We start from the raw sequence: 7,584 nt of genomic DNA, 5'->3' as shown, positions 1-7,584 counted from the left end.
TGAGCCAGGGAACTACTTGATTATGCTTCCTAGCACCCTTGCGCTGAGGAAGCATACTGCGTAGCATTACTTGTAGACGCAAGCGCATCATGGGGTCTCACCTATGCCTCTGCTCCCGCAGGAGTCTACGTGTATTTCTTACGCTAGTGTGTATTCTTAGACAATAAGAACTATGGACCTACTGCAATATCACTAGTTGATTGGAGCGGAGGGCAGTCGACTCCTGCGAGAACAGCACGTGACCGAAGACCCCACAGCGGTGGTTTTCCGCGAGGAGGCTGAGGCCGTGCCCGCGGAAAGCGACTGTCCGCAGTGTAAATCAACAAAGCAGTTACACCGGAATTGAATAATTCATTAAAAATTAGATTTCACCTAAAGACTAACATTCTAACTACCTTCATGGTAATTGTTCGACTTTCGATTATAGAGATTAAGTTATGTTCCAGCCCTCTATGTGTATATGACTTTTTTATTAATCGGACTTTTTCACTAGCCTCGCCTTGCTCCCGCAGGAGTCTTCGTGTATTTCCTCCGCTAGTTGGGGCGTATTGTCTATTGGAGCGAATAACAGTCAACTATTTGAAAATCATTTACATTTTCTATACATACAACGGTGCTTTATTTGTTAGGGCCAATACTCGTTCAGCAGCCTCTTTTAATGCAGCTTCATCTTCATGATTTTTTAGAGTTAGGGAAATAATTTTTGCTACTTCCTTCATTTCCTCTTCTTTGAATCCACGTGTTGTGACAGCAGCTGTTCCTATACGGATTCCACTTGTAACAAATGGACTTTCCGTATCAAACGGAATTGTGTTTTTATTTGTTGTAATACCAATATCATCTAATACTTTCTCTGCTACTTTTCCAGTTAGATTTAGTGGCGTAACATCCAATAGTAATAAATGATTGTCAGTACCACCAGATACAACACGAATACCTTCTTCTACTAGTGCTTCACCTAAGACTTTTGCATTTTTAATGATTTGTTCACTATACACTTTAAAATCATCGGAAAGTGCTTCTTTAAATGCAGTCGCTTTTGCTGCAATAATGTGCATCAATGGTCCACCTTGCATTCCAGGGAATACAGACTTGTCTATTTTCTTTGCATACTCTTCTTTACATAGAATCATTCCACCACGTGGCCCACGAAGTGTTTTATGAGTTGTTGTTGTTACAAAATCAGCGTAAGGAACTGGACTAGGATGCAATCCAGTAGCAACTAGACCAGCAATATGAGCCATGTCTACCATTAAATATGCGCCAACTTCATCAGCAATTTCACGGAATCTAGCAAAATCAATCGTACGAGAATAGGCACTTGCACCAGCAACAATTAATTTCGGCTGTACTTCTTTTGCCTTTTCTAGTACTTTGTCATAATTTAATTGTTCAGTTTCTTTATCCACACCATAATCAACAAAGTTATAAAGTGTTCCACTAAAGTTAACCGGGCTACCATGGGTTAAATGTCCACCATGATTTAAGTTCATTCCTAAAACTGTGTCACCAGGTTCAAGTATAGTAAAATAAACAGCCATATTTGCTTGTGCACCTGAATGTGGTTGAACGTTTGCATGTTCTGCACCGAATAACTCTTTGGCACGATCACGAGCAAGATTCTCTACAATATCAACGTATTCACATCCACCGTAATATCTTCTGCCAGGATAGCCTTCAGCATATTTATTTGTTAAAACAGAACCCATTGCTTCCATTACAGCTTCTGAAACAAAATTCTCAGATGCAATTAATTCAATTTTATCCTGTTGACGCTTTTTCTCTAATTGAATAGCTTCGTATAATTCTACATCTGTGTTTTTTACATGACTCATCTCTACCTACCCCTTTGTTAAAAATATTGGTCTTCCTTAAGTACATTGATTATTTGCTTTTGTATGTTCATAAACAGCACGCTGGCCACCGATTAACTTAGGTCTTGTGCGTGCTGCTGTTACTCGTGCATTTCCGATATAACGTTGGGTAAAACGAACGGGGACAGCGACATGCTTTAGGTGCATTCCTATCATTGTTTCTCCAATGTCCATTCCAACATGCCCTTTGACATGTTCTACGACAACTGGATGTTCCAAATGTTTGAATGCATAGGAGGCCATCGATCCACCCGCTTTAGGTACAGGAACTACGGAAACTTCTTGTAACCCGTACCGTTCCATCGTTTTTCTCTCCATTACAAGGGCACGATTTAGGTGCTCGCAACATTGAAAAACAAGATGGACCCCTGTTTTTTGTTTCATTTCTTGTAATTCATTGAAAATCTCAGCAGCGATTGCTTCACTTCCGGAGGTACCTATTTTTTCTCCGGCAACTTCACTTGTGGAACACCCGAGAATAAAAAGTTCATCTTCTCTCAAAAAAGAGCTCTGGAGCCATTCCCCAACAATTGCTTGCATGTCGTTTTTCAAATCCAATGAAATCACCCTATTATTCTTGCCCCTCATAGGAGGTTATTTTTTCAATTCTTCGTTCGTGACGACCACCTTCAAACTCTGTTTCTAACCAGGCTTTAGCAATTTCACGAGCTAGACCAGGTCCAATAACACGCTCACCCATGGCAATCATGTTGGAGTTATTATGTTGACGTGTTAGCTTCGCACTATATACATCATGTGTTAATGCACAACGAACGCCTCTTACTTTATTAGCAGCAATTGACATACCAATACCTGTTCCACAAACAAGAATGCCACGGTCAAACTCACCACTCGCTACTCGTTTCGCAGCTGGTAGAGCATAATCTGGGTAATCTACCGATGTTTCACAGCTACAACCTGTATCTTCGTATTCAATTCCCATTTCTTCTAGTAGACTTTTTACTTCATTACGAATTGCCATTCCTGCGTGATCTCCAGAAATAATAACTTTCATTTCTATCGCTCCTTATCTAAGTTGTTTCATTGAGTGTATTCAAATTAAGCTTCTTTACTTTTTACCCCTGTAAACTTCTGAATTTGCTTATTCAAATTCTGTGCTTGCACTTCTAAATCATGTGCTAATTGATCAACAGTACTTATCGTATTCGCTTGTTCATGAATCGATGCATTTACTTCCTCAGCACCAGCTGAAGTCTCTTCTGCAATAGCTGCTACTTCTTGTGACTGCGTTGCTGTCGACTGAATGGATTCAAGCTGCTTGTTCACTAATTCTGAGATTGTCGTAATTTCTGATGCAACCGCTTCAATCGACCCTGACATTTGTTCGATTGCCGTATTCGTATGAACACCATTGTCTGCTTCTTTTTTGGCATAAACCATATTGTCATTTATTTTCTCGACCACATGATTGACATCTTGTTGAATGGCGTTAATTAATTCTGAGATTCGCTGCACAGCTTGTCCACTTTGATCAGCTAATTTACGAATTTCTTCGGCAACTACCGCGAACCCTTTTCCATGCTCACCAGCACGAGCCGCTTCAATTGAGGCGTTTAATGCTAGGAGATTCGTTTGTTCTGCAATTTCCCCAACCATCGTAATAATGGATTCGACTTGGATTGCGTTTTGTTTTAAATGTTCAACATCTTTTAAGGAGACTTCTTGTTCCTCGGCAAGTTTTTGGATGCCTGCCACTAACTGATTCACTACATCTTTACTTTTAGTTAAAGTAACCATCATCGTATTCGATTTTTCTCTTGATTGCGCTGCTTTTTCTTGTACTTTTTCAGCTAATTCTGTAGCTTCTTCCACCGCTTCTACTGTTGTCTGAATTGCTTCAGAAGAACTTTCTGCACCTCGTGAAATATCATCAATGGAAGCACTAATTTGTTCGGAATGCTGAGAAACTTGTTCTGATGCATGTTTCATTTGAATGACTGATTTATTCGTCGTTTCAAAGTTCACATCAATATTATGTACCATTTCTTTTAGATTCTTTAACATTGTATCAAATGCAATACTTAACGCTTTAATTTCATCATCTGATTTTCCAATTTCAATAGACTGATTCAAATCTCCATTCGCTGCTCGAGAGGCCACTTGCTCTAACTGATCCAATCGTTTTGTAATCACTCTAGCAGCAAAATATGCAAGTATTCCAGACCAAATAATCCCTAACAACAATGTAATGATCGTGAATACCTCAAAGGAAACTTGCCAGAAATTTACGACATGATCATATACGAAGTAAAGGAAAACCGCACTCGTAGAATAGGTAATTAATGCTAAGATGGTTGTAAATAACATGAGCTTCAATCGTAGGCTAAACTTATACTTCTTTTTTGACATTCCTAATCCCCCAAATACCTTTATTTATTATATTTTTTTATTAATTGATCAATAAACTTATCAAGCTCAAACATTGTCTTTTCATAGGTAGCTAAGTCCCCGCCAAAAGGATCAGAAATATCATAGCTGATTAAACTATTTTCAAGTTGATTAATTCTAAGAATGTCAGCTTGTAAATACTCATTCAATTTTCTATCTAACTCTCCCTGTGGTAATTCACGGCCGTTTTGTTGAACAAATAATGCCCGTTTTGCTTCATAATCAGCATATAATTTCTTCAGCTCATCCCACACTTGTCGATCGGCATCAGAAACATATTCCTTTAACGTATAATATTTCTCTTGAAACTCCGGAAATTTCATAATCATTGATTGCTTATGTTGAGTTGTCATCGCTAAAACAATATCTGCCCAATTTAATAAACGATGGTCCACTGGTTGTGAGCGATGATTCAACTGAATATCATAATGTTTATTAACTGCTTCGATGGCATTTTGGTTTGCACGTTCATTTTTGCCTGCAAAAATACCTGCAGATTGTACTTCTGCTTCAGGCATTTTCTTTTTTAATAGTGCCTCTGCCATTGGACTACGGCATGTATTTCCAGTACAGACAAACAAAATCTTCATAAAGATACCTCCGATAAGTTGTGAGTATATGCATACGTATGAATTGGACAGTTAATTTGTGATTTGACAGGTTAGATTTTCGACAAAATTCACCTACTATGAATATACCATAGAAGAGGTGTTTATGTCAGAAAAAATCAACATCTTTTTCGAGATATTGAAAGTGTTTACATCCTTCTTTTGGCTTCAAAAAATTCTAGTGTAATACATTCACACGACATGCATAAGGCGATCCTCTTTGTTGTGATCAATACTCGTGATGAAGATAGACTTGAGAACAAGTAAAAAGCCTTGCCCTAAAATAGAACAAGACCATATCCTTACCCAAAAATAATATATAAGCCAAACGCAAAAAGAATACTCCCACCGAGAATTTCACTATATACACCTAATAATCCACGAACTTTTCGACCTATGATCATCCCTAACCATGTTAGGATTGTACTTGCTGCACCAAATAAGATTAGTACTAGAGCAATTTTCACTCCAGAAAGACCTAGTCCCAAACCAACCGAGAAACTATCAATACTAACACTGATAGCAAAAAACAATAAACCGATTCCAGTCGTTTTAATTACTTGTGGGACCTCATGATTAAATGCAGAAAACACCATTTGTGACCCTATGCCTACCAATAATAGCCCACCTAGTAATGTTGTTAAGCTACCAATAGAAGATGAAATGGCTTGTCCCAAAACAATTCCTATAAAAGGCATAATTACATGAAAAATTCCAATTACAATTCCAATGAACGCAATCCGTTTTAGCCTAATTTTTTGCATTCCAATCCCTAAACTTACCGAAAATGCATCCATTCCGAGTGCGATTGCCATAAATAATAATGAAACTACTTCCCCAATCTGGATTCCTGCCATTCCCCTTCCTCCTTGGACATGCTTATACACTATATGCATGGCAAAAAAGGAATATGACAGGCATCAGCATCCACTATTATTTTAAGTGAACACTTGCTGCTTTTCGTAACCGATTCATAACGGCTTGGCCTAGCCCTTCATCTGGAAAGGACTCACAAATAATAATATCCACATCTGACTGCTTGTAATAGCGTAAGCCATCATATAATTTGGATGCGATTTCTTGGATGTGATCACCTAGAATCCATTTGTTATCTGCTTGGATTTGTGGATAACTTGCGGAACTTAATAACACCCCTACCCTATTTCCAATTTTCCTTTGTTCATTGATGACTTCTTGCATTCTTTCCAGTGGACCGTCAATAATCCACAGAGGAACTTCCGGAGCGTAGTGGGTATACTTCATTCCTGGTGCTCTTGGCTTTTCGTTTTCACTAATATCGACTAGAGCAGGATCCATCATAACAGGACCAACTGTATTTTCTAATTCCTCTCTAGTAACACCCCCTGGTCTTAAGATAATAGGAATTTTTTGGGTACAATCCACGACGGTCGACTCTACCCCAACGCCTGTAGGACCACCATCCACAATCCCAGCAATTCTACCATTCAAGTCTTGCCATACGTGATCAGCTGATGTCGGACTTGGTTTTCCTGAAAGGTTCGCACTTGGAGCTGCAATTGGTACATTACAAGCTTTTAAGAGTTCGATTGCGATTGGATGGTCTGGTATTCGTACACCAATTGTGGATAACCCTGCTGTTACATTATCTACACATGCTCCATTACTAGGAAGAACATAAGTTATTGGACCAGGTGAGAATTTTTCAATTAACTTATCCACATAATCAGGGATTTCCGTAACTAATTTTTTCAATTGTTCTTTTGTAGCCACATGGGCGATTAACGGATTATCTTGTGGGCGACCTTTTGCTTGAAAAATTCTAGCGACCGCTTCACTATTTGTAGCATCTGCCCCCAATCCATAAACCGTTTCAGTTGGGAATGCAACCGTTTGACCAGCTCTCAAAAGCTGTGCTGCTTCTGTAATTAGAGCTTTTGATTTTGCTTCATTGATATCTTTTATGTTAAATCGTTTCGTTTCGTTCATGTCGAGTACCTCTTTTCTATCCTACATTTTAGTTTATCCCAACTTATTTCGCAATGAACAAAGACCTCAAGGGGGTAGGCGCGAGGACACTGAAAAACTAAGTGATAATAAAAAAATGAGCCCGACAATTCTATATGCAGTGTAGTATGCAGGGGTTCAGAGGCTGAGACAAAAGTGTTTTAGTTAAAGTAAAACCTGAACTTTATTCAAGGTTTAGATTTTTTATGAAATGTAAATGAAGTGTAATCTCTGCCGCTTCAGAAATACACTTCGCTTTCCGCGGGCGGCTGGTGAGCCTCCTCGAGCCGTATGCTCGTCGCGTTAGTTCTTCAGAGAAGTATTGCTCCTCGCAACTCGTAGCTTACTCGGCAGAAGTGTTGCTCGTTGCTCTCCGGGGTCTCACCGATGCCTCTGCTCCCGCAGGAGTCTACGTGTATTTCTTACGCTAGTATGTATTCTTAGACAATAAGAATTATGGATCTACTGCAATATCACTAGTTGATTGGAGCGGAGGGCAGTCGACTCCTGCGGGAACAGCACGTGACCGAAGACCCCACAGCGAGGGAACTACTTGAATAATCTACTTTAGCCCCTTGTGCCGAGGAAGCCAGCTTCGAAGCATAACTTGTAGACGCAGGTACAGTGCTTCCTTGCTGGAGGCTGAGGCCGTGCCCGCGGAAAGCGACTGTCCGCAGTGCAAATCAACAAAGCAGTTACATCAGAAT

7 protein-coding genes are annotated in these 7,584 nt (G+C 39.5%); all 7 read right to left on the bottom strand.

The features are described from left to right. Positions 1-599: 599 nt before the first annotated feature. Positions 600-1,835, bottom strand: coding sequence for a serine hydroxymethyltransferase (locus tag BUB12_RS16930; RefSeq protein ID WP_072892091.1), 1,236 nt, complete (start codon positions 1,833-1,835; stop codon positions 600-602). A 36-nt stretch (positions 1,836-1,871) separates the two neighbouring features. Further along, the gene (locus tag BUB12_RS16925; RefSeq protein WP_234982745.1) at positions 1,872-2,414 is read right to left on the bottom strand and encodes a TIGR01440 family protein; all 543 of its coding nucleotides are present in this window, start codon (positions 2,412-2,414) and stop codon (positions 1,872-1,874) included. Between the two features lie 31 nt (positions 2,415-2,445). After that, positions 2,446-2,889 carry a ribose 5-phosphate isomerase B gene (gene rpiB / locus BUB12_RS16920; protein WP_072892089.1) on the bottom strand — a complete coding sequence of 148 codons (444 nt, stop codon included), beginning with the start codon at positions 2,887-2,889 and terminating at the stop codon, positions 2,446-2,448. 44 nt (positions 2,890-2,933) lie between these two features. Beyond that, complete coding sequence (locus BUB12_RS16915) at positions 2,934-4,244, bottom strand: methyl-accepting chemotaxis protein (RefSeq protein ID WP_072892088.1); 1,311 nt, start codon at positions 4,242-4,244, stop codon at positions 2,934-2,936. Positions 4,245-4,264: 20 nt separating this feature from the next. Then, entirely contained in the window at positions 4,265-4,873 is a 609-nt protein-coding gene (locus tag BUB12_RS16910; protein WP_072892087.1) for a low molecular weight protein arginine phosphatase, read from the bottom strand. Positions 4,874-5,193: 320 nt separating this feature from the next. Further along, entirely contained in the window at positions 5,194-5,748 is a 555-nt protein-coding gene (locus BUB12_RS16905; protein ID WP_072892086.1) for a manganese efflux pump MntP, read from the bottom strand. Positions 5,749-5,824: 76 nt separating this feature from the next. Further along, the gene (locus BUB12_RS16900) at positions 5,825-6,859 is read right to left on the bottom strand and encodes an L-threonylcarbamoyladenylate synthase (RefSeq protein ID WP_072892085.1); all 1,035 of its coding nucleotides are present in this window, start codon (positions 6,857-6,859) and stop codon (positions 5,825-5,827) included. Positions 6,860-7,584: the final 725 nt, after the last annotated feature.

Origin of the sequence: Ornithinibacillus halophilus (assembly GCF_900129485.1) — a bacterium.
GTDB classification, from domain to species: Bacteria; Bacillota; Bacilli; order Bacillales; family Amphibacillaceae; genus Ornithinibacillus; species Ornithinibacillus halophilus.
Note: the sequence above shows the minus strand (reverse complement) of the source record. Positions and strands in the feature narration are given on the sequence as shown.